Annotated in this window: 22 protein-coding genes and 1 pseudogene; all 23 read left to right on the plus strand. The window is 37.1% G+C overall.

Annotated features, from left to right (window positions below; translation table 11 throughout):
• Nucleotides 1-2 precede the first annotated feature (2 nt).
• Nucleotides 3-317, plus strand: coding sequence for a YbjQ family protein (locus ACSBFT_RS12490; protein WP_463046251.1), 315 nt, complete (start codon nt 3-5; stop codon nt 315-317).
• A gap of 815 nt (nt 318-1,132) precedes the next feature.
• Complete coding sequence (locus ACSBFT_RS12495; RefSeq protein WP_489600878.1) at nt 1,133-1,732, plus strand: hypothetical protein; 600 nt, start codon at nt 1,133-1,135, stop codon at nt 1,730-1,732.
• A gap of 23 nt (nt 1,733-1,755) precedes the next feature.
• Nucleotides 1,756-2,268: a PRC-barrel domain-containing protein gene (locus ACSBFT_RS12500; protein ID WP_489600879.1), complete on the plus strand. Its 513-nt coding sequence runs from the start codon at nt 1,756-1,758 to the stop codon at nt 2,266-2,268.
• Nucleotides 2,269-2,357: 89 nt separating this feature from the next.
• Nucleotides 2,358-3,128, plus strand: coding sequence for a PRC-barrel domain-containing protein (locus ACSBFT_RS12505; RefSeq protein WP_489600880.1), 771 nt, complete (start codon nt 2,358-2,360; stop codon nt 3,126-3,128).
• Between the two features lie 64 nt (nt 3,129-3,192).
• A complete protein-coding gene (locus tag ACSBFT_RS12510) occupies nt 3,193-4,698 on the plus strand; it encodes a trypsin-like peptidase domain-containing protein (RefSeq protein WP_489600881.1) in 1,506 nt (501 codons plus the stop codon).
• A 22-nt stretch (nt 4,699-4,720) separates the two neighbouring features.
• On the plus strand, nt 4,721-5,869 hold the full coding sequence (locus ACSBFT_RS12515) for a baeRF3 domain-containing protein (protein ID WP_489600882.1): 1,149 nt from the start codon (nt 4,721-4,723) through the stop codon (nt 5,867-5,869).
• A gap of 51 nt (nt 5,870-5,920) precedes the next feature.
• The gene (locus ACSBFT_RS12520; RefSeq protein WP_463045341.1) at nt 5,921-6,235 is read left to right on the plus strand and encodes an HPF/RaiA family ribosome-associated protein; all 315 of its coding nucleotides are present in this window, start codon (nt 5,921-5,923) and stop codon (nt 6,233-6,235) included.
• Nucleotides 6,236-6,291: 56 nt separating this feature from the next.
• The gene (locus ACSBFT_RS12525; RefSeq protein WP_489600883.1) at nt 6,292-7,290 is read left to right on the plus strand and encodes an NADP-dependent oxidoreductase; all 999 of its coding nucleotides are present in this window, start codon (nt 6,292-6,294) and stop codon (nt 7,288-7,290) included.
• Nucleotides 7,291-7,567: 277 nt separating this feature from the next.
• On the plus strand, nt 7,568-7,894 hold the full coding sequence (locus ACSBFT_RS12530) for a hypothetical protein (RefSeq protein WP_489604835.1): 327 nt from the start codon (nt 7,568-7,570) through the stop codon (nt 7,892-7,894).
• 72 nt (nt 7,895-7,966) lie between these two features.
• Nucleotides 7,967-8,161: pseudogene (locus ACSBFT_RS12535) on the plus strand (hypothetical protein); the annotation flags it as partial.
• A 269-nt stretch (nt 8,162-8,430) separates the two neighbouring features.
• A complete protein-coding gene (locus tag ACSBFT_RS12540) occupies nt 8,431-9,903 on the plus strand; it encodes an FMN-binding glutamate synthase family protein (protein WP_489600884.1) in 1,473 nt (490 codons plus the stop codon).
• A gap of 252 nt (nt 9,904-10,155) precedes the next feature.
• The gene (locus tag ACSBFT_RS12545) at nt 10,156-11,457 is read left to right on the plus strand and encodes an APC family permease (protein WP_489600885.1); all 1,302 of its coding nucleotides are present in this window, start codon (nt 10,156-10,158) and stop codon (nt 11,455-11,457) included.
• A gap of 67 nt (nt 11,458-11,524) precedes the next feature.
• The gene (nhaA, locus tag ACSBFT_RS12550; RefSeq protein WP_489600886.1) at nt 11,525-12,853 is read left to right on the plus strand and encodes a Na+/H+ antiporter NhaA; all 1,329 of its coding nucleotides are present in this window, start codon (nt 11,525-11,527) and stop codon (nt 12,851-12,853) included.
• Between the two features lie 170 nt (nt 12,854-13,023).
• The gene (locus ACSBFT_RS12555) at nt 13,024-14,682 is read left to right on the plus strand and encodes an FAD-dependent oxidoreductase (protein WP_489600887.1); all 1,659 of its coding nucleotides are present in this window, start codon (nt 13,024-13,026) and stop codon (nt 14,680-14,682) included.
• A gap of 264 nt (nt 14,683-14,946) precedes the next feature.
• Nucleotides 14,947-15,177, plus strand: coding sequence for a hypothetical protein (locus ACSBFT_RS12560; RefSeq protein WP_489600888.1), 231 nt, complete (start codon nt 14,947-14,949; stop codon nt 15,175-15,177).
• 71 nt (nt 15,178-15,248) lie between these two features.
• Nucleotides 15,249-16,253 carry a type II TA system antitoxin MqsA family protein gene (locus tag ACSBFT_RS12565; RefSeq protein WP_489600889.1) on the plus strand — a complete coding sequence of 335 codons (1,005 nt, stop codon included), beginning with the start codon at nt 15,249-15,251 and terminating at the stop codon, nt 16,251-16,253.
• Nucleotides 16,254-16,464: 211 nt separating this feature from the next.
• Nucleotides 16,465-19,203 carry a TrlF family AAA-like ATPase gene (locus ACSBFT_RS12570; protein ID WP_489600890.1) on the plus strand — a complete coding sequence of 913 codons (2,739 nt, stop codon included), beginning with the start codon at nt 16,465-16,467 and terminating at the stop codon, nt 19,201-19,203.
• Nucleotides 19,204-19,567: 364 nt separating this feature from the next.
• The gene (locus ACSBFT_RS12575; protein WP_489600891.1) at nt 19,568-20,170 is read left to right on the plus strand and encodes a DUF6134 family protein; all 603 of its coding nucleotides are present in this window, start codon (nt 19,568-19,570) and stop codon (nt 20,168-20,170) included.
• Between the two features lie 517 nt (nt 20,171-20,687).
• The gene (locus ACSBFT_RS12580) at nt 20,688-21,362 is read left to right on the plus strand and encodes a ferredoxin reductase domain-containing protein (protein WP_489600892.1); all 675 of its coding nucleotides are present in this window, start codon (nt 20,688-20,690) and stop codon (nt 21,360-21,362) included.
• Between the two features lie 11 nt (nt 21,363-21,373).
• Nucleotides 21,374-21,925, plus strand: a complete 552-nt coding sequence (locus ACSBFT_RS12585) for a ferritin (protein WP_489600893.1) — start codon at nt 21,374-21,376, stop codon at nt 21,923-21,925.
• 266 nt (nt 21,926-22,191) lie between these two features.
• Nucleotides 22,192-22,650, plus strand: coding sequence for a universal stress protein (locus ACSBFT_RS12590; RefSeq protein WP_489600894.1), 459 nt, complete (start codon nt 22,192-22,194; stop codon nt 22,648-22,650).
• Between the two features lie 86 nt (nt 22,651-22,736).
• Entirely contained in the window at nt 22,737-22,952 is a 216-nt protein-coding gene (locus ACSBFT_RS12595; RefSeq protein WP_489600895.1) for a hypothetical protein, read from the plus strand.
• Between the two features lie 24 nt (nt 22,953-22,976).
• Complete coding sequence (locus ACSBFT_RS12600; protein ID WP_489600896.1) at nt 22,977-23,234, plus strand: hypothetical protein; 258 nt, start codon at nt 22,977-22,979, stop codon at nt 23,232-23,234.
• Nucleotides 23,235-23,295: the final 61 nt, after the last annotated feature.

The following is a 23,295-nucleotide window of genomic DNA, read 5'->3' on the forward strand; positions in this document are numbered from 1 at the left end:
ACATGATACTAACAACTACAGAAACAGTACCTAACCAAGAAATAGCCCAGATTTTAGGCGTCGCCAGAGGCAGCACCGTAAGAGCCAGAAACATCGGTAGAGATATTTTTGCGGGTCTTAAAAACATTATAGGTGGAGAAATAGAAGAATACACCAAACTTCAAGCCCAAGCCCGTGAACAAGCTTTACAAAGAATGGAGCAGGATGCCCAACGATTGGGTGCAGATGCGATTGTCAATATACGACTGGCCACATCCATGGTGATGCAAGGAGCCTCAGAAATATTAGCCTATGGTACGGCTGTAAAATTTAAATAAATATGAATGACATGGAATCTATATTTATCACCATAGCTCTTGGCCTCTTTATCTACCTGGTGGTAAGAAGAGTAAAAATAAAAGATCAAGAGAATTTTGAAAATCGTGACAATTAATCCCAAGAGACCATCTACTTAGATTGGTCTCTTTTCATTTAAACCCGGTTTATGCATTGGAGAATCGTTATGAGTTTTAAAGTGGAATAAATCAGACATTTAAACGAGATTACCATAGCGGTTTACCCTGAGCTAATCTCGAAGGGTTCTGGTGATTGAGTTTAAATGGGTTTACTAACTAATTTGTATTACCCAGATCTTGCTGATGGAAAGCAATTTAGCTACGGTCCCGATATCTATTGGGAGATTTTCTAATGAATAAAGCGGGTTAAATTTACTTGAACTGCATTTATTCAGTCCATTCAAAGTCCTCAGCAGAAGTCAAATTTAAGGTCTTGCTAAGATTTGGAATTCGCTTGTGCCTAACTATTTCTAATTGGCTATTGAGACGAGATTCGTTGGAAATTTATTAATGGTTAAAAACACAAAACCCCGCTGTTTAAGCGGGATTTTTAGGTTTACACCTTTTTTGTTACCACGCCATATAGCCTTCCCTAAAAATGAAAATTTGATGCATAATAAAATGCTAGGAGCCTTTTAGACGGAGATAGCAGCGGAGCTTTTGTAAACTTAAAGTCCTGATCTGTCAATGATGTAAGCATCTACAAAAATTGTGTAAATCCTATTCCAAGAAACCTGCCGAACTTTAAATTTTAAATATTTGCAAAAAATAAACTGGACATTCAAATATAAATTATCATGGCAGAAATTAAGATTGAACAGAAGAGAAAGCTTTGGCCTTGGTTACTTTTTAGCCTTCTGGTTGTGTCATTACTGTTTTATTTCCTATTAAATAATGACAATAACAATCAAGATTCGGCAAATGAAGCCCAATCCATTAATCATACTAATGAAAATGATCTAATAGTTGTAAAAGAAAAAAATGCCGTTGTGGTGTCTTATGTAAACTTTATAGATCATAGTAAGGATGAGATGAGTCTAAGCCACGCATATACAAATGATGCTCTACTTAAACTCACCTTGGCTACAAGTGCCATGGCCAACGAGGTCGGCTTTGATGTAAAGGAGAGTTTAGGAAAAGTAGAAAAATTTGCAAAAATGATTGTTAAAGACCCGTTTGAAACAACCCACGCAGATAATATTAAAAAGGCAGGTGAGATTTTAACCGATGTATTACAAAACATCCAAAAAGCGAATTACCCAAGCTTAGGAGCTGAGGTTGAAGAATTACGAAGTGCAACAGCATCAATAAAGCCAGGAATACTTACTCTTGACCAAAAAGATGCAGTTAAAAATTACTTTTCAAAGGCTTCAGATCTGCTTCAAAAAATGAACTAGTTTATCTTTTAAAGAAATAAAAAATGTCAGTAACAAATAAAAACCTTTTTAATCTTGACGAATTGTCGGATTATCAAGTGGCCGAAAATTATAAAGATGTACGTGGCTGGGAGGTCAAAGACTCAAATAACCGCATCATTGGGAAAGTAGATCATTTGCTAGTAAATAAGACTGCAGAACGTGTGGTTTATCTCGATGTCGAAGTTGATGAAACATTGATTGAAGAGGGATTCAAAACTTATCAAAATTCTGTTAGCGAGGGCGTCCATGAGTTTCTAAATAAAGAAGGAGAGAATCACTTGATTATTCCTATTGGAATGGTAATTATTGATGAGAAAAACAAATTGGTAAATACCGATCAAATTGACTGCTCGACTTTTGCTAAAACTAAACGATTCAAGAAAGGAGACGCTATAGATTTTGAGAACGAATTAATCTTGCTTCGCCATTACAAGCGAGATCAATCTATTCCGGGTTCGGGTACCTTTGCGAGCTTTTACGAACGTGAAGATTTTAGGAATGATTATTTTATGTAAGATTTAACAGAGCTATTAAATAGATTCTCATTCAGGAAAGAAATGGAGAGGCTGTTTTGAGCAAAATGATAAATCTAAAAAGCAAAATTATGAAACGGAAAATAAAAAGTCTCACTGGTTTTACAATAGGTGCAACAGACGGAATTGTAGGTGAAGTAAAAGAGTTTTACTTTGATGATAAAACTTGGACTATTCGATATTTAATAGTAGAAACTGGAAACTGGCTCTTGGGCAAAAAAATATTGGTGTCGTCAGAGGCTTTACTTACACCCGATTGGGAGAATAAGATTTTCCCAGTGAAGCTTACCTTGGAGCAGATTAAAGGCAGCCCTAACATTGATACTGATATGCCCGTATCAAGACATCAGGAAACCGAGCTATATGGATACTATTCATGGACAAACTATTGGGAAAGCGGAATATGGGCTAGTGGAATAGATAACTCTGGAATGGTGAGTTCCTCCTCATTGCCGCTCAATCATGCTATTCAAAATAAAATACAAGCAGAGGGTAAGGAAAATGAGATAGATCAGCATTTAAGAAGTACTGAAAAGGTAACCGGCTATAACATTAAAGCTTCTGACGGTGAAATAGGTGATGTAGAAGATTTTATCATAGATGACCAAACTTGGGAAATCAATTTCTTAGTAGTTGATACCGGTAATTGGTTTCCCGGAAAAAAGGTTTTGATATCCCCAAAATGGATCAAGGAAATAAACTGGGAAACGGCTTCGGTGATTGTTGTTTTATCTGAACAACAAGTAAAAAATAGTCCAGAATATATTTACCGTCAAGAGATTAGCAACCATTATGAAAATAGCCTACAGAACTATTATGAAAGATATGATACTGCTAATTAGTCTTTTGTTGCCAATAATTAAAACCTTTTAATTGGTGGTAGACCCATTAGAAAACCAACTATGCTTGGAAGTAAATAAAAATGATATGAAAAATAGTTCATTATTGATTTTGGTAATAATACTAATTGGTATAGAAACAAGTTTAGTTAGCTGTTACAATGAAGCCAGCTCAGAAAAGGGTTTCTTTAGTGATACCATTGCTCATTCAGCTATAGAAACTACCCATAAATCACAAGATGAAATGGGAGATTTTGTTACAGCCTCAAAAGCTGTAACTCCTTCTGTAGTGCATATAAAAACAATATACCCAGCTTCAGGAAACGCTACCGGCAATTATAATGAATTATCAGGTAAAAACAGCTTAGCTATGGGTTCCGGTTCTGGGATAATTATTGATGCAGATGGTTATATAGCCACCAATAATCACGTAATAGAAAATGCCTCCAAAATTGAAGTTATACTTCCAGATAAACGTGTATTTACCGCTAAACTGGTTGGACAAGACGCAAATACAGATTTAGCACTATTAAAAGTCAATGCTGCTGGGCTGACAACCGTAAAATTTGGGAACTCGGATATCGTAGAAGTAGGCGAATGGGTATTGGCTGTTGGTTACCCTTTCTCACTTAATACAACGGTTACAGCCGGCATAGTAAGTGCAAAAGCACGAAGCATCGGAATTATTAACCGTCAAGAAAGCCATAACACAAATGATAATTCGCAAATCCTGAATTCGGCAGTTGAATCCTTTATTCAAACAGACGCAGCTATAAATCCAGGAAATAGTGGTGGGGCATTGGTAAATCTAAATGGTGAACTTATTGGTATCAATAGTGCAATTGCTTCACAAACTGGCAGTTACGCTGGCTATGCATTTGCCATTCCTGTTAATCTTGCTAAAAAAATATTGGACGATTTAAAAAAATATGGTGAGGTAAAAAGGGGAATATTGGGTGTGTCGTTCCCTTCACCTTCTGCTGAGGATCAATTTTTTAAGCAACAGGGGCTCAACCCATCTACGGTAAAAGGTGTTTATATAACAAGTGTGTTAAATAATAGTGCCGCCTCAGCGGCAGGGCTAAAAGAGGGCGATATAATTCAAAGTGTTGATGGCATTAAAATAACTTCATCAGCAGAATTTTCGGAAAGGATAGCGAGGCATAAACCTGAGGATACAATTAAACTGAGCTATTTACGTAAAGGCACAGTCTATGCTACTTCGGCTACTTTAAAAAGTGATGAAGCTACAAAAACCTCAACTAACCTAAACGAATCAATTGAAAATATATATAACAAACTCGGAGCTGGTTTTGCGTCTCTTTCAAGAGAGCAGAAACAACAGTTAAATATCAATTCAGGTGTTGTCGTTACGGAAGTTAAAAGGGGCGGTTTTTTCGACCAAATAGGTATCCCTAAGTATACTATAATTGTATATATAAATGGAAAGCCAGTTGAAACACCAAAAGATATTGATAAGGCTCTCCTTTCTGCACAAAATGGCATTATTCAAATGCTAGCTATCGCTCCTGATGGTTCCAAAGTGATATTCAATTTTTCTTTAGGAACATAAACAACAATATGAAAAACAAATTATGAAAATACTTAGTAAAAAAATGTTGCAAGAACTTCTGACGGTAAACAATGAAACTTGCCTTTCACTTTACATGCCTACGCATCAAAGTCATCCTGAAAACCAACAGGATCCAATAGTTTATAAACATTTACTTAAGGAACTGGAGGAATCATTATTGCAACAATATTCTGAAAATGAGGTCAAACAACATTTACAACCATTAGAATTACTCATAAAGGACGAAGCTTTCTGGAACCATACCACACCTGGAATCGCTATATTTAGTGCACCTGGCGTATTCAAGGTAGTAGGTTTACAAAATAGTTTTAAAGAACTAGCGATTGTTGCTAATAGCTTTTATACAAAACCACTCCGTCAATATTTACAAACCACAGACCGCTATCAAGTGTTAGGCCTAAGCCTCGACAGGATTCAGCTTTTTGAAGGTAACAGGCACTCATTGGTAGAAATTTCATTACCTGATGATATGCCAAAAAACCTTACAGAAGTACTGGGCAAGGAAGTGACTGAAAAACATACTACCGTTGCATCCTATGGCGGTGTGGGTAATGGAAGCATGCACCATGGTGATGGAGGAGTAAAAGATCAGATAGATAATGATACAGAGAAGTTTTTCCGTTTTATAAGTGAAGAAATATTTGAAACTTTTTCTAAGCCTACCGAGCTACCTCTTATATTGGCGGCCTTGCCCGAGCATCATAACCTTTTCCATGAGGTTAGCAATAATCCCTTTCTTTTAAAAGAAGGCATCCTTAAAAATCCGGAAAGTTTATCCATTGATAACCTAGTGAAAATGGCTTGGGAAGTGATGGAACCTGTGTACTTACTAAAAGTGATAACCCTTTCAGAAGAATTTGCTCAGGCCAAAGCGAATAATAAGGGTACCGATGATATGGAAACAGCTTTCAAAGCAATGGCAGAAGGTAAGGTAGCTACAATTCTTATTGAGGCCGGTCGGATTATACCGGGTAAAGCTATAAATAGCAATTCAGCTTCTATTGAAAATGGAGTTATTAATAAGCTCGAAACAGACGACCAGTTGGATGACATAGCCGATATGGCAAAAAAGAATGGATCCGACGTTTTAATTATCCCAAAGCAAGATATGCCTTCTAAAACGGGGTTGGCAGCAATATTTCGATATTAAGAATTAAATCGGTAGAGATCCTATTTCAGATTTACAAATCAAAAAACAATTATGACAGTTCAATTTAATACCGACAAAACCATAAGTGGTAAGGAAGAAGACACCGCTCCATTTATAGCTCAGATAAATAATGAGCTAAGCAGGTTTAGTTCTCACATATCAAGAATAGAAGTACATCTTTCTGACGAAAATGGAAATAAAACAGGACAGAACGACATACACTGTATGATTGAAGCCCGGCAAGAAGGAAAGCAACCCATTGCTGTCACTAGCCAAGCTGATACTGCAGAAGAGGCAGTATCAGATGCAGTTGATAAATTAACAGCTTCCCTTAAAACTATCGCAGGTAAGGAAAAGAACTATTAAGACACATTTATTAGAGTGAAAAATTCGCACAATTTTCAAATTTTAAATTAAAAAAAATGACCACAAAACAAATTACATTAGCATCCAGGCCAGTGGGCTTCCCTACGCTAGAAAATTTCAAATTGGAAAATGTTGAATTACCGAGTATCCTTAAAGATGAAATACTATTAGAAGGAATGTATTATTCTGTAGATCCTTACATGAGAGGCCGCATGAATGATGCTAAATCTTATGTACCTCCATTTGAAATTGGAAAACCACTAAGTGGTGGCGTAGTGGCAAAAGTAATAGAAAGTAAATCGAGCAATTTTAAAATAGGAGACGTAGTAAGCGGAAACCTGCCTTGGCGAACCAACGTAATTGCAGCGGAAAAGGATATTCAGAGGATAGATACAAATATTGCACCGGCAAGTTACTATCTCAGCATATTAGGCATGACGGGGCTTACTGCTTATTTTGGATTGATGAATATAGGCAAACCCAAAGCAGGCGAAACTGTTGTAGTGTCGGGTGCTGCTGGTGCAGTGGGCTTAGTAGTAGGCCAAATTGCTAAGATAAATGGCTGCCATGTAGTGGGTATAGCTGGCACTGACGAAAAAGTTAAATCACTAAAAGAAGAGTTTGGTTTTGATGATGCCATTAATTACAAAACAAATCCTGACATTAAAAAAGCCATCGCAGCGGCTTGTCCAAAAGGAGTAGATATTTATTTTGACAATGTAGGCGGAGAAATTTCCGATGCAGTTATTAGCAATATTAACTTTCATGCGAGGATTCCACTCTGTGGGCAAATAGCCTTATACAACAGCACAGAAATCCCAATGGGACCAAGATTGCAACCTATGCTATTAACTCGAAGTGTATTAATGCAGGGATTTATAGTAAGCAACTTTCAATCTGATTTTCCGCAAGGTCATAAGGAGTTGGCAAAATGGGTAAAAGAAGGCAAGTTGAAATTTTCTGAAACCATAGAGCATGGGTTTGAAAAACTGCCAGAAGCACTTCTGGGCCTATTTAAAGGAGATAATACTGGAAAGATGATTGTGGAGGCTTAGTAGACTATTTGAGTCCGGTTTAATTGAGTTATTAAGCTTTTTAGGTGTAAAAGGCTTCATATAAATGTGAAAATCTAATGCAAACAAGAGAGACCGCAAATGTATGAAGCCTACTACAAAGAAATAGCCATCGAGACACTTTGAAATACAAGCTGATGCTGCTATTGGGGTCCCAAAAACTCAAAAGTTGAACTCCATTATTTCCTGAATAAAGATTTACATTTTAAGGATTTCGAAATTGGCTTTTAACCGCTGGTAAGATAAGGGATACTGGAAAATAGGCTATAACTCTAATTTAGAGCACGTAATAAAAATAGTTGACAAGGTAGGTGATGAATTGTCCCAAGACCCTCAATGGAAAGAACTTATAATTAAACCTCCTCAGTTTTTGCGGGTGGATGACTTTGCAGATTCTTCCATTGTACTAAAGATTCTTGGAGAAACTCAACCACTTAAACAATGGGAAGTAACCGGAGAGCTTAGAAAAAGGATTAAAATCGTTTTTGATAAAGAAGGGATTGAAATCCCATTCCAACAAAGCGTTATTCATCAAACCAATTTAGAGGCTGTCATACGTTGTAGTAGATTTAATTTTAATCAATAAAGAGTTATGTCAAAAAACGTTTCTGACCATATAGTATAAACACTTGTTGGAGCAGTTAAAGTTAATCCTGATTTCGCAAAACTGGCAGAAGCGATGAACATTACCGAATGGGAGGCTAAAAAGCCTGAAGATGTGGAATCAGCTCTCTTAAACGGATTCAAACATAAGGAACCTGGCATAATTAACATTTTAACGGACGCTAATGCTCTGGCCATGCCACCTACGCTGAATTTTGAACCCGGTTTATGCATTGGAGAATCGCAATGAGTTTTAAAGTGGGATAAATCAGACATTTAAACGAGATTAGCATAGCGGTTTACCCTGAGCTAATCTGGTGATTGAGTTCAAACTGATTTGAAGCAATTTAGCTACGGTCCCGATAAAATCGGGAGATTTTCTAATGAATAGAGCGGGTTGAACAAATGACGGGTTTTGCTCCATCCATGGCAAAATTGATTGTGAATGGAAAATTCACAGAAATAGTAGATACGACGGAGAGCGATGTAAACTATTTGCGGGAATTATTATAAATCATTATGAAGAAAGCTATTAAGTTCACATTTATCTCCATGTTTATTTTTGCCGTTCTCATCGGTATTATTTTGTGGCCATTACCTGGTTTTCTTGTTTTTGTAGTATTGCTGGTGATACTGGGATTCTATGATTTATTTCAGAAAAAACATACGATACTCAGAAACTTTCCAATAATTGGTCATGTGCGATACTTATTAGAAATGATTGGTCCTGAGATTCATCAATATTTTGTAGAATCCAATACAGATGGCAAACCCATTGATAAGAATCACCGCACTTACATTTATGAACGAGCCAAAGAGCAAACCCAAACACACCCTTTTGGCACTGAGCTTAATGTATATGCTGATGATTATAAATGGATGCAACACAGCAACTATCCCGCAAAGAAAATGGATACACCACCTCGGGTAGTCATAGGTGGGAAAGATTGCCAACAACCTTACAGTGCTAGTCTTTTCAATATTTCAGCCATGAGTTTTGGAGCTTTGAGTAATAATGCCATTGAAGCATTAAACAAAGGTGCAAAAGCGGGCAATTTTTTTCACGATACAGGCGAAGGGGGAATATCAATATACCATTTACAAGGTGGAGATTTAGTGTGGGAAATCGGTACAGGTTACTTTGGTTGTCGAAATTCTAATGGAAATTTTGATGCAGAAAAATTCAAAGAAAAGGCAAATTGGGAGCAGGTTAAAATGATTGAAATCAAAATATCTCAAGGTGCAAAACCAGGACATGGAGGAGTACTTCCCGCTACTAAAAATAATGAGGAAATTGCTAAAATAAGAGGCATAACACCACATATAGCCGTGCTCTCACCTCCCGGGCATTCTACTTTTAGTGATGCTGTAGGCCTATTGAAGTTTGTTCAGCAATTGAGAGAATTATCTAGCGGTAAACCTGTTGGATTTAAGCTTGCCATAGGAAGTAAACAGGAGTTTATAGAAATATGTCAAAAAATGGTTGAAACAGGTATACAACCAGATTTTATAACCGTGGATGGTGCGGAAGGTGGCACGGGTGCTGCTCCAATAGATTTCTCAAACTACGTAGGTATGCCTTGGGAAGATGCACTGATTTTCGTTGTCGATACCCTTAAAGCATACAATCTCAAAAAAGAAATAAAAGTTATTACTGCTACCAAGATATTTACGGCTTTTGACATTTTCAAAGCCCTTTGTATCGGGGCTGATGTCTGTAATTCTGCCCGAGGTATGATGCTAGCTTTAGGCTGTATCCAGGCTCTTAAATGCAACACTAATGAATGTCCTACTGGAGTAGCCACAAATAATCCAAAATTTGTGAGAGGTTTGGTGGTTTCTGAAAAATGGAAAAGAGTCAGAAATTACCAAAAAAACATATTGGAAGATTTTTTGGAATTATTGGCTGCATCGGGCTGTCATTCACTTGAAGAAATGAACAGAAGTTTAATTTTTAAAATGGTGGACAAAGAATGGCTTTCTTATGCATGAAAATGCTCGCTATAATTGCGGTACGAGTCAAAGCAGCGATGTCTTATTCTAACTGAAAAAATCAGAAGTCGCGGAATAAAACCTCCACGTTTTTAAATACTAAAGGTTTGACCACTAATGATTTTACAATGAAGACTTTGTAAGGAAGTAAATGCATAAGAGCTAACTTACCAAGCGGATAGATCAATCATAATTAAAAAATGGAAAAGCTATTCCCTTGCTGCATACATGAAGATTAAAATCCAAAAAAAAATGGACAATTACAAAAAAGATAGTTTAACACTAAAAGGTGCCGTGGCTCTTGGCACCGGTGTGATGATTGGAGCTGGAATTTTTGCATTATTAGGTCAGGTAGCCGAATTATCCGGAACTTGGTTTCCCTATATCTTTATCATCGGAGCCATCATTTCTGGTTTCAGCTCTTACGCTTATATTAAGGTGTCTAATGCTTACCCATCAGCTGGAGGCATTGCCATGATTTTAATGAAAGCTTATGGCAAAACAACACTAACCGCAGCCGCTTCTGTGTTGATGGCACTTTCCATGATTATAAATGAAAGCTTAGTGGCAAGAACCTTTGGGACTTATACTTTGCAGCTTTTTGATATGGAGATGAATTCCCTTTGGGTGCCGGCATTAGGTGTTGCTTTATTGATATTTGCCTATATTATAAATGTCTCGGGAAATAGGGTTATTGGAAAAACTTCCCAGTTTATGGCATTTATTAAAATCGTAGGCATTATTGTGTTTGCTATTGGCGGACTTTGGGCAGCCCATTTCTCTTTAGGCGATATGCTGCCTTCTTCTAACGATACCCAAAATTATTCGGCTGCAAGTTTTATAGGGGCTATTGCACTTTCCATCTTGGCCTATAAAGGATTTACCACGATTACAAATAGCGGAGGCGAAATCACCAAGCCGCACAAAAATGTAGGAAGGTCAATTATAATTTCCTTACTCATTTGCACGGTAGTCTATTTTTTGGTTGCCATTTCTGTAAATGCGAGTCTTTCAATCACTGAAATAGTCAAGGCAAAAGATTACTCTTTAGCAGAAGCAGCAAGGCCTGCTTTTGGAAATTTTGGGCTTTATTTTACAGTAGGAATAGCCATTATAGCAACCATTTCGGGCGTAATTGCCAGCATTTTTGCGGTTTCGCGTATGACCGCCATGTTAACTGAAATGAAGCTTATACCGCACAGCCATTTCGGAATGTCTGGAAGTGTACAAAAACACATGTTAATCTATGTTGTGGTTATTGCCATTACCTTAACCATTTTCTTTGACCTATCACGAATTGCTTCCATTGGAGCAATATTTTACTTGGTGATGGACATGATTGTTCATTGGGGTGTATTTAAACATTTGAGAAAAGATGTAAATGCCAATGGCATCATATTGATATCAGCATTAGTACTTGACTTCATTGTATTAAGTGCTTTTTTATGGGTCAAAGCTAGTTCTGACATTTTTGTGGTTATTGTTTCAGCCATCGGAGTTCTTCTGGTTTTTGCTGGCGAAAAATGGTTTTTACATTGGAAAGAAGGCGATTAATTAAAACTAGAAACAGAACATCACAATAACGTAAAACCTTTCTTATGAGAAGGATTAGATTTAGAAAATGACGAGAAAAAAGACCAAAGAAATAGCAAACATAGTTTTAAGTCCATTCGAGCGATTCTTGGAAAAACAATCGTCGGCTGGAATATTATTGTTGGTAGCGGCCATAATTGCCATAATATGGAGCAATTCATCTTATGCAGATGTGTATTTCGATATTTGGGATTACGAGTTAGCTTTAGGTATTGGGTCTTTTCGAGTGTCAGAATCTTTGCTTCATTGGGTCAATGATGGACTAATGGCCATATTCTTTTTTGTGGTTGGCTTGGAAATCAAACGTGAAGTTTTGGCTGGGGAATTGTCCTCTATAAAGGATGTGGTTTTGCCCTTAAGTGCGGCCATTGGAGGTATGCTGGTGCCTGCCATCATCTTTTTATTAGTGGTCGGAAATACTGAAATGGCCAAAGGTTGGGGCATTCCCATGGCCACCGATATCGCCTTTAGCTTGGGAATACTAAGTCTTTTAGGCCCTAAAGTGCCCATTGGGCTAAAAGTATTTCTTACCGCCCTCGCTATTGTGGATGATATTGGAGCTATACTCATTATCGCATTTTTTTATAGCAACGATATCCAATGGGTGTATCTTCAGGCAGCTGCTGGTTTGTTTGTGATGTTACTTGTCTTTAATTATTTTGATCTCCGCATGTTAACACTGTATATCTTCATAGGTTTCTTTGCGTGGTTTTGCTTTCTAAAATCTGGGGTACATCCCACAGTAGCTGGTGTGCTCATTGCTCTAACCATTCCAGCTAAGCGAAAAATAAGAATGGATGATTTTATCGAGGAAACTAAAACTAGCTTAACACAATTCGAAAATGCTGAATGGCCAGATTCTTATGTTGTGCTGGGGGAAAAACAGATTTCAGCGGTTGACCACATCGCAAAAAGTGTTAAAAAAGTACAGTCGCCCGTCCAAAGTTTAGAAAACTCTCTGAGTGATTTCACTGCCAATCTAGTGATGCCCATATTTGCATTGGCCAATGCATCCATAGTCATTGCTGGAAATGAATTTAATCTATTGGACAAAGTAACCTTGGCTGCAGGGCTCGGTTTATTAGTAGGAAAGGTTTTGGGCGTCAGTTTGTTTTCCTGGCTTAGTGTTCGTTATGGATGGGCAAAATTACCTGCCGGTGTTAATTGGACACAGGTAATAGGTGTCGGTTTTTTGGCAGGTATAGGATTTACCATGTCTTTATTTATAACAAATTTAGCGTACACAGATGCGGGTGTAATAAACGCTTCTAAAATAGGCATAGTAGCGGGTTCCATTGTAGCAGGAACCATAGGTTTTGTTATCCTGAAAATCAATTTTAGGAAACGGCCTATTTAGGGTAAAAATAATTCTGAAAGTAATTGGTACGTGATGCTTTAGCCTGAAAGTACAACACCGAAATCCGATCGGTTTACCAAATGGAAGCTAGAAGAAAAAATACTGTAAATTTGGGTAGCCATTGTCATATGACTAATCATACTTTTTTTTCAATAGCCAAAAAACATTACATGAAAACAAACCTTATATCGGTAATCCTCTTCACGGGAATCCTCTTCTCATGTGCCACAAAAAAACCAAACATGACCGACGTGGTTATTTATGGTGGAACTTCGGCAGGTGTATCTGCCGCCATTGAAACGGCACGACTTGGGAAATCTGTGATATTAATAGAACCAACGAATCGTCTGGGAGGACTAACCACAGGAGGATTGGGTCAAACAGACATTGGCAATAAACAGGTAATTGGGGGCATAGCCCGTGAGTTTTATCAAAACATCAGAGAACATTACCAAGTTTCTACCAATTGGGTTTGGCAAAACAAGTCTGAATATAAAGATGGAGGCCAAACCACCACCGCAAGCCATGAGGATGCCATGTGGACTTTTGAGCCTTCAGTTGCATTGAAAATTTTTCATGACATGACACACGACCTCGACATTAAAATTATATACAAACAAAGACTCGACAGAAACTTAGACGTACAAAAAAACGGTGCCGCCATTGAGTGCATTACGATGGAATCTGGAGAAAAATATTGTGGTAAAATGTTTATTGATGCCACCTATGAGGGCGACCTCTTAGCAGCTGCAGGCGTAACATACACCATAGGAAGAGAAGCCAATGCACAATACGGAGAATCGTTAAACGGCATCCAGGCCAATGACACCAGCAGAACACTCACTGGCGTTTTATCTAGAAATGGGATAAATCATAATTTTGTGGCGGGTGTGGACCCTTACACCAGAGCCGGAGACCCATCTTCTGGACTTCTTGCAGGAATTAACATCATTAAAAATGAAGATGGAAGTGGAGATAATAAGATACAATCCTACTGCTTCCGCATGTGCCTCACAGACCATCCTGAGAACAGAATTCCTTTTAAAAAACCTGCCAATTATAATGAGCAAGATTATGAATTGCTCTTTAGAAATTATGAAGCAGGATATGCTCGAATACCCTGGATAAACAGCCAAATGCCCAACAGAAAAACAGACTCAAATAACAGAGATGGTTTTTCCACTGATTTTATAGGGCAGAATTATGCTTACCCAGAAGCCAGTTACGCAGAACGAGAAATCATAGTGACAAAACACCGCGACTATCAGCAGGGCCTTATGTGGAGTTTGGCAAATCACCCAAGAATACCAGAAGACATTAGAAAGGAAGTAAGCAGATGGGGCACTTCAAAAGATGAGTTTGAAAGTGAAGATGGCTGGCAGCAACAGCTTTACATTAGAGAAGCCAGAAGAATGATAGCAGATGTGGTGATGAACCAAAAACACTGTGAGGGCATAGAAAAGGTGCAAGATGCAGTGGGTATGGCTGCATATGGCATGGACTCCCATCATATACAGCGTTATATAAATGCCAAAGGCAATGCCTCAAACGAAGGGAATGTGGAAGCTCATGTGAAAGCCCCTTTTCCTATAAGTTATCGCTCCATAGTCCCTAAAAAAGAAGAAGCTTCTAATCTGCTGGTGCCTGTTTGCTTGAGTGCAACCCACATAGCCTTTGGGTCTATACGTATGGAGCCTGTATTTATGGTGCTGGGACAAAGTGCCGCCATTATAGCCTCACTGGCCATAGAAGAAAACAAAGCGGTGCAAGATTTGACCTATGGTAAGATTAAAAGTAGGCTCTTAGATAAAAAACAGGTGTTGAAATAAAAATCTTCCAATTTCTAATTAGCCATTTACCGAATAATAAGTTTTCTAATTTCAATGGGGACTTTAATTAGAGGTTAATTGTAAATATTTCCAAAATATTTCAAGTTTATTAATATCACTATAAGGTTTATATTTTCGTCCAAATACCATCTTTTACAACTTTATAGTTGATTTCAAAAACAAATATGCACCTTTGCAGTATCAAACCTAATTATGAGCAAAGAAGAAGTGGTTGATTAATTCTTAAAGGACTTCAAAGAAAAGTTGAAGTTTAGGGATGTACTCTTTCGCGACGATAGAGGTAAAAATGCACAAGCTTTGGCAGACTTAGAAATCCGACCTATTGACCGAAAGAAAGTTTTAGAATCACTAAAGGCCAAAGATTATATCGAAGGGCCGCTTGAAGAAAAACTTTACGGAAGTGCTGATATGTGGGTGTTTGGTAAAGCTGTCAAGAAAAAAGAAGTGTATATCAAAATCACTATGGTATCGTAAGCAGTGCTGTTATCTGCATCTCTTTTCATCTGGCAGAGCATAAAATGAAATATCCTCTAAAATAATACGATATGAAAAGTCCAATTACGGGAAAGGAAATGACACTGACCAAAGAACAACGGTCAATGGAATTTAGAAAGGAAACATTTGAAATTGTTTTTCATTATTTCAAATGTGAAGAAAGTGGTGAACAATTTACCAATACGTCCACAGATGAAGTGAATATAATTCAGTTATATAACCAATACCGAGCCAAATTCAACATTCCTTTTCCTAACGAAATAGTAAGCATAAGAGAAAAGTACGGATTAGCCGCCGCCAAGATGTCCGAAATTTTAGGGTTTGGCGTAAACACTTATAGGCAATACGAAGCTGGTGAAATACCAAGCACCGCCAATGCCAAATTGATTCAGATGGCTGAAGACCCTAAAAGGTTTATCGACATGGTGGAACTGTCGGGTACATTGGAAGAAAAACTAAAAGAAAAGTATATTCAGAAAGCACAATTATTGGTAGAAGAAAGAAAACGAAATATTTTCAATCTCAATTTTAAAGAATATTTATTGGGCCACCATCTAGCCGATATTTACTCTGGCTATAGAAATCCAAACTTTGATAAATTAGCCGAAATGGTGGTTTATTTTGCAGATAAAGTGCAGCCTTATAAAACCAAAATGAACAAGCTCTTATTTTATGCGGATTTTTTAATGTTCAAACAAAGCTGTTTTTCAATTAGTGGCGTAAGGTACAAAGCCATAGAAATGGCCCCCGTTCCCACCAATTTTCAAAGTATTTTTGAATATTTAGCCAATAATAAAATAATAGAAATTGACACCAAAGAATTCCTTCAAGGATATACAGGCGAACAATTTAAAGCAAGACCCGACAGAGCATTTAATTCCGATTTATTTTCTGAATCAGAATTAGAAGTTTTAGAGAAAGTATCCATGGCTTTTAAATCCACTAACACAAAAGACATGATAGAACAAACGCATTTGGGAGAAGCTTGGAAAGAAAACGCAAAAGACAAAAGCATCATTAGTTATACCTACGCATTTGAATTAAATCAGATTTAATAAATACCGGCTACTTATCTAATAACCAACGTATACCGAATAATAAATAAAATGCTTTTCTCTAGGGCTTTTTGAAAGAGGAATTCTTTGATTTCTTAAATTACAGCGTGTAAAAATGAAATAGTACAATTCTGACAAAAGAGGGGATACTATATAACTTTGTTACCCGCAAGATTAAAAGATTACATCACGTAATACTGAGAAATTAGAAATGAAAAATTTAATACATGGAGCAAAATGGTGGAAATTTGATTTCCACAATCACACACCAAAGTCAAACGACTTTGGAAAGGGTGATGCCATCCACATGGCAATCACACCCGAGGCGTGGTTGCTTATGTATATGACAGCAGGTATTGACTGTGTTGCAATAACCGACCACAATTCAGGAGAATGGATTGACACTTTAAAAGCGGCATTGGCGGCAATGGAAATTTCAGACCCGAAGCCGACTGGTTACAGAAAACTATTTCTGTTTCCCGGAGTAGAAATTTCTGCATCAGGCAACATTCATATTTTAGCATTGTTTGACCCAAGTGCAGGAACAGCAGAAGTTCAAACACTTTTAGGTGCTGTAAGATTTCCAGCAGCACACATCGGAACAACCGATGCTGTTTCACCCGACAGCGTTGAAGATGTAATCAATGCAATTCATGTAGCAGGTGCAGTTGCAATCCCTGCACATGTGGACACGCCAAGCGGACTTTTTTTACTCACTGGTTTTACACTCACACAAGCAATCAAAACCGAAGGACTTCTTGCTATTGAAATAATAGACAAAGCCGCAGACAAGCCCGAACTATACAAACAATCTAAACTACAATTAGCAGAAGTAATTGGCACAGACAGCCACATTGCAGCACAAGTAGGAACAAATTACACTTGGGTAAAAATGGGTGAACCATCTTTTGATGCTTTGAAACTTGCATTGCATGATGGAGAAGATGGAATAATTAGAAAAGAAGAAATAACTGTTAACCCAAACAGTATTTCAAATCGTTACTTCATAAAATCACTTACCGTTACAAACGGTTTCAAAGCAGGAAACGGAACACCATTAAAAACAGAATTCAGCCCTTGGCTGACTTCTGTTATCGGTGGCAGAGGTTCGGGCAAATCAACCATCGTAAATTATTTGCGGATTGCTTTGGCAAGAATTGATGAAATGCCTGATGAAGTTCAAACAGAGTTTAATAAGTTCAATGCAATAGGAAGGAAAGACGGAACAGGGATGTTGCGAAACGCAACATCAATTGAAGTTGAAATTTTCAAGGACGGGAAACTTCATTTGATAACATGGAATAATTCTACTCATACATTACAGGATTGGAATGGAACAACAGGAGTTTGGAATGCTGCAACAACCGTTTCAAATATCAAAGACCTTTTTCCGATTCAAGTTTTCAGTCAGAAGGAACTTTACGCTTTAACGGGCAATCCTTCAAAACTTATTGAGTTGATTGATTCGCAATTTGACAAACCCACATGGACAGAGGCAAAAGACAGGTTAGTAAACAAGTGGCTTGCTGACAGAGCAGCAGGAAGGCAACTTGATTTTGCTATTTCAGAAGAATCAAACATCAGAGCACAACTTGGTTCAGCGAACAATAAAATTGGATTGTTTGAAAGTTCGGATTACAGAGACACATTAAACAACTTCAACAAACTCACAGCGACAAATAAATTTTTCACTGATACCAGTGAAAATGTTTCGCAGTTTATTTCTCAATTAGAGGAATTGGAACAAGCAGTTCCCAACATTGAAATTCCCGAAACAATAAATGTTGTATTAGTTGATGATTCGTTGCAGTTCATTCAAACAATGAACGCTGCATTGACAGCAGCAAAAGCAAAACTTACAGAAGCTATTGCACTTATTACACCATACATAGAAAATCTTCCCGAACAATTCAACACACTTCCTTGGTTTGCACAATTTGAAGCAGCCAAACAAGCGTATGATGCAATTGCAGGAAGCATTCAGGATTTAGGAACTGAATCGTATGAAGCACTAATACAAAGAAGGGCAACGCTGAATGATAAACTTGCTTTAATTGAAAATCAAAAAATAGAACTTGCAACCTTAAATGCAAATCTTGAAATCCTATACTCTTCTATCATTGGCAAGGAAAAGGAATTAAGAATAAAACGAAATGAAATTGTTGGAAGATGGAGAGCAATTGATGATACAAACAATCCGTTTCTCATAATTGAATTGCAGCCAATGGCAGATTCGGAAAACGCCAATGCTACTTTCAGAGAACTTATTAGAAAATCAGGAGGGGAATTTGCAAGCGATATTTATAATTACAATGAAGATGATGGAAACAGTTCGGGACTAATTGGAAGAATTATCAATGAAGCCGAAGCAACCCGTTGGGCTAAACGACTTAGTGAAGTTGAGACATTTCTTTCAGCAACAGAGGCAGATAAAAAAACGCTTGATTTAAGATTAGCAAGGCATCTTGACTATCTCAAACAAAACACTCCCGAAGATATTGACCGCTTAATAGTTTGGGTGCCGGAGGACAAACTTGTTTTGAAGTTCAGAAAGCAAGGTGTGGTAGAAGATATTCAAACAGGTTCAGCTGGGGAAAGAACAGCTGGAATGTTAGGCTTGCTTCTGGCACTTAATGATATTCCTTTAGTAATTGACCAACCAGAAGATGATTTGGATACAAAACTCATTTCAAGTTTTGTAGTTGACGGGTTTAAAAAGCTTAAAAAGAAAAAACAATTGCTCATTGTAACACACAATCCAAATATTGCTGTTAATGCAAACTCAGACAATGTAGTCCACATGGAATTTCATTCTGGACAATTAGTCGTTTCTGGAAACAATGCTTTACAAGACAAACAAATTCGTAATGCAGTTTGTGAAGTTATGGAAGGTGGCAGAGATGCACTTAATAAAAGATATTATCGTATTTCAAAGGCACTGAAACAATGATAACAGGAATCTTTTTCCCACTTCGGAGTCTCGCCAAAGCGAACTCAGTTAGTTGGTAGGATGAAATGCGTTCTCATTTAATCACTTATAAGTAAATCTTTCAGTTGCATTCTAAGTAGTCCTCCTCCCCAAAACCAGTATCACAGAACCAGAACCTATATAATATTTCCCCTCGCTTAATTCTATTCCTAGCTCCTCCTAGTTTTTAAAGTCGGCCTTTATGAAAATCAAATTCACAAAACAACTAAGAGACACATACTCGGAAGTATGATGACCTTAATCAGCAAATGATAGCAAACCAATCACTATCTTTAGTGGTCTCCATAAATACGGCAAACATTATTACTTTGGAAACATTAAAATCATGACAAAACTAAATTTCAGACTATTTATTTGTTTCCTGTTCACATGCACCTTGGCATTTGCTCAAAAACAAGAAACTGTTTTTGAGGTCATCTTTAAGGGTAAGAAAATTGGTACGCTGCATGCACAGGAGACTAAGTCAGATTCGAAATCATACAAAGAATTGACCGTCGACACGAAGAGCACTTTTCTCTTAATTCCTATCTACATGGAATCAGAAATAAGAACAACTCAAAAAAAAGGCATTCTCATAGAAGGAACTGCTTACCGAAACGCAAGTCGTAAATCTAGTGATGTGAATGCCACCATTAGAAAGATTGGATTCCGCCTTTATGAACGAGAACGAAATGGCGTGAAGGATAAAATGAAAAGTAAACCCATTCGGTTTTGTGTAGTCGATCTTTACTTTAAAGAACCTTTAAAGGTTACTCAGGTTTTTTCAAACATGTACGTAGAAATGCTACAATTGAAGCGAATAGATACAGGAAAATATCAATTGATTACACCAGACAATAATCATTCTACTTATACTTACGCTAATGGGAAATTAGTTAGCATAGAAGCCAATACCCTTGTTGGTAAAATAGTATCCAAACGCATCTGAAAGTGAAACCCGCTTTATGTGTTGGAGAATCGTAATGAGTTTTAAAGTGCAATAAACTAGACATTTAAACGAGATTAGCATAGTGGTTTACCCTGAGCGAATATCAAAGGGTTCTGGTGATTAAGTTTAAATGGGTTTACGAACTGATTAAAAGCAATTTAGCTACGGTCCCGATAAAACCGGGAGATTTCCAAATGCATAAAGTGGGTTAAAGTTCTGTTTTTGGTAAATCCAGTACGAGCAGCATTCTATTTCCAAATTTAACAGACATCCTCTCCTCAGCCATCCATCAGGATTGTCTCTTGATTATAAACCGCTTGCTATTCTAGCAATGTGTGAATAATACAACTAATATCTAAAGTTGTATAACACTATACTGCCCTAACTAAGTCAACTTTGAATATCTTAAAAATGAGCAGCTTAGAATCAAAGAAAGCGTATTTCATGGCCCAGCCCAATCTTGGGCATCTGCATTATTTGTTGACTCATTTTGGGTATTGTGAATTAACGAAAAAACATGGAAAATCAACATATAGTAAAGATTCAGTCAATTAACAAAGTCACCCATGATGTGTTGAAAATCGTTACTGAAAAACCAAAGAATTACACCTTCAAGCCGGGACAAGCCACAGATATTTCCATAGACAAAAACGGTTGGGAGGATAAGAAAAAACCTTTCACTTTTACTAGTTTGCCTGAGGATAAGTACCTAGAATTTACTATTAAAACTTATCCGAAGCACAATGGTGTGACAAACGAATTGCTGACTCTAAAAGCACATGACGAACTGATTTTAAATGAGGTATTTGGTGCTATCGACTATGAAGGAGAAGGTACGTTTATAGCTGGGGGTGCAGGGATTACCCCTTTTATCTCCATTTTCAGAGCTCTTCAGTCGAAAAAGGAAATAGGGAATAACAAACTAATCTTTGCCAACAAAAAAAGGGAGGATATTATACTTGAAAATGAATTTAAAAAATTATTAGGTGACAATTTCATCAACATTTTATCGGATGAAAAAGTGGAGGGATATGCAAACGGAATGATAAGCGAAGATTTTATAAAAGCAAACAGTGGCGGAATAAATAAACTGTTTTACCTCTGCGGACCACCGCCCATGATGGAAGCCATAGAAAAGCAATTAGCCGATTTAAAGGTTGACAAAAAATCAATCATCAAAGAAGCATTTTAAATAAAAAACATATGAATACGAACAGACTTTCAAAAACTATTGTGACAGTGTTGAATGTGCAAATGACAAAAGAAGCACATGCTTCACAAATATATTTGGCGTATGCGGCATGGGCTGCTAAAGAAGGCTTCGGAGGTGTTGCCAATTTCCTTTTCAGGCATGCACATGAAGAACGAAATCACATGATGAAAATATTGGAATATATTCTAAAAAGAGGTGCTGAAGTAGAGGTGTCCGCAATTCCTGCTCCCCCAGAAAACCCCGTGAGTTTATTCAACTGTTTTGAAAAAATATTCCAGCACGAAGTAGATAACACAAAAGCCGTTTATGTAGTAGCGAAAATAAGCCATAAAGAAGAGGACTGGGCAACCTGGAACTTTATGCAATGGTTTGTTAATGAACAAGTAGAAGAGGAAACGCTTGCTATGAATCTATTAGATAAAATGAAAATAGCAGGAGGTGAGAAAATGAGCAGTAATGCTTTATACACATTCGACAGAGATATGGAAAAAACACCTGATGAAGTTAGACCGGCACAAGATGTAACCACTGTGAGCCCCTGAATTTATTAAAAAACTGGTTCTATCATTAAGGCAATAACCAATAAGAAAACCATTGTTGTAGTAGTAAATATGCTTTAAATCTTAACGGAGAACGATGTGCCTGCTGTTTTTTCAATCAACTATTACAAATCAATAGTCTTATTGTCAATCAATTAAACTCTTCCAAATGTGTGAATCATACAAGCATTTCAAAAAATCGCATAATATATATAGGGGTACTGGTGATTAACATACGATCATTGAAAATTTAACAAAAAACACCTATTATGAAAAAAGTACTTATAACGCTAGACTATGATGATACCTCCCAGAAAGTTGCTAAAACTGGTGTTAATTTAGCTAATGCCATGAATGCCGAAATTATATTATTACATGTCATCTCAAATCCGGTATTCTACTATTCTCAATATTCTGGAATGTATCAACAATTAGAGCTTTTGGATGATTTAAAAATAGCAGCTCAAAATTTCCTTGATAAAACAAAACTAAATCTTGGGCAAGAAGCTATTCAAACGCTTATTGCAGAAGGTGATACTGCTGAGAAAATATTGGAATCAGCAAAAAACACGAAAGCAGACATTGTTGTTTTGGGTACCCATAGTCGTAAATGGTTGGAAAATATACTCATGGGAAGTGTTGCTGAAAAAGTTTTAAAAGACGCTACCATACCGCTATTTATTGTCCCTACTAAAAAAACGGTAAAGGAAACTATAGGCAAAAAGTAAAATGACCTTTTGCAATCAGCTTTCTTCAAAAGAAGCTGAAGCAAACTTATTATGCTAATCAACATAGAATAACAAGCCGCTTAAACATGGCTATAAAGACTCAAAGCAAAAATAATCTTATAAGTTTTGGTAAAATCATTTCTATAAGAGGGCGTGTTGTAGATGTATGGTTAAATAATCTGCCAGCCATTTATTCTTTACTACGCACGGGAAAAAATAATGAAATTGCTCTTGAGGTTTTAACTCAAATAGATGAGAATCGTGTTCGAGGCATTGCATTGACACCCCCAGCTAGGGTTTAAGTCGCTATATGAGGGTAGTTCCCGATGGAAAACAACTTACTGTACCTGAGGAACTTACATCTCCTCGGTAATTCTGGAACCTACGCATGCATGCTTGGGATGACAACAAATCTCAATTTAAAGGATTTGGGAATGGATTTATCTGTTGGCTTAAATGAAGCGGTAGAGGTCGTTACTATACAGGCACTACTTGAAAAGATAAAAATTGAACTTGCCAATTCAGCTAAAAATAATGTGACGTTCTCAAAGAGATCATTTTTGGCATTTCTGCATTTGCTGTAAATATCTTTATGCTGTGATAGATTCATTCATATCCGCTTTTAGATTTTCGCGATTCCGCATA

Source organism: Arcticibacterium sp. SM2516 (genome assembly GCF_057914865.1).